The sequence below is a fragment of the Winogradskyella ouciana genome, from assembly GCF_009709615.1.
Classification (GTDB): Bacteria; Bacteroidota; Bacteroidia; order Flavobacteriales; family Flavobacteriaceae; genus Winogradskyella; species Winogradskyella ouciana.
Map to the genome: position 1 here is coordinate 1 of NZ_WJYA01000179.1, position 258 is coordinate 258.

Sequence of the window (258 nt, forward strand, 5' to 3'; positions counted from 1 at the left end):
GAAAATGATCAAGCAGTACCGCCGGGATATTTTCAAGGGAATTATGGACCGCCGTCCCATCCGGTACTACAGGGAAAATACAGCGGACTACATCTCGGCGCTGACGAACGATATGAAGCTTATCGAGGATAACTATATTGCCGCATTGCTGAATACCTTCAAACTGGTAGTGATGTTTGCGGTGACATTGGTTATTCTGTTGATTTTAACCCCGATGGTTACAGCGATCCTGATACTGACATTTTTACTGATGTTTTT

1 protein-coding gene is annotated in these 258 nt (G+C 43.8%); it reads left to right on the forward strand.

Annotation, left to right across the window (positions count from 1 at the left end; genetic code table 11):
• A partial coding sequence (locus tag F1003_RS17075; RefSeq protein WP_235898427.1) for a hypothetical protein occupies nt 1-258 on the forward strand: 258 nt, incomplete at both ends.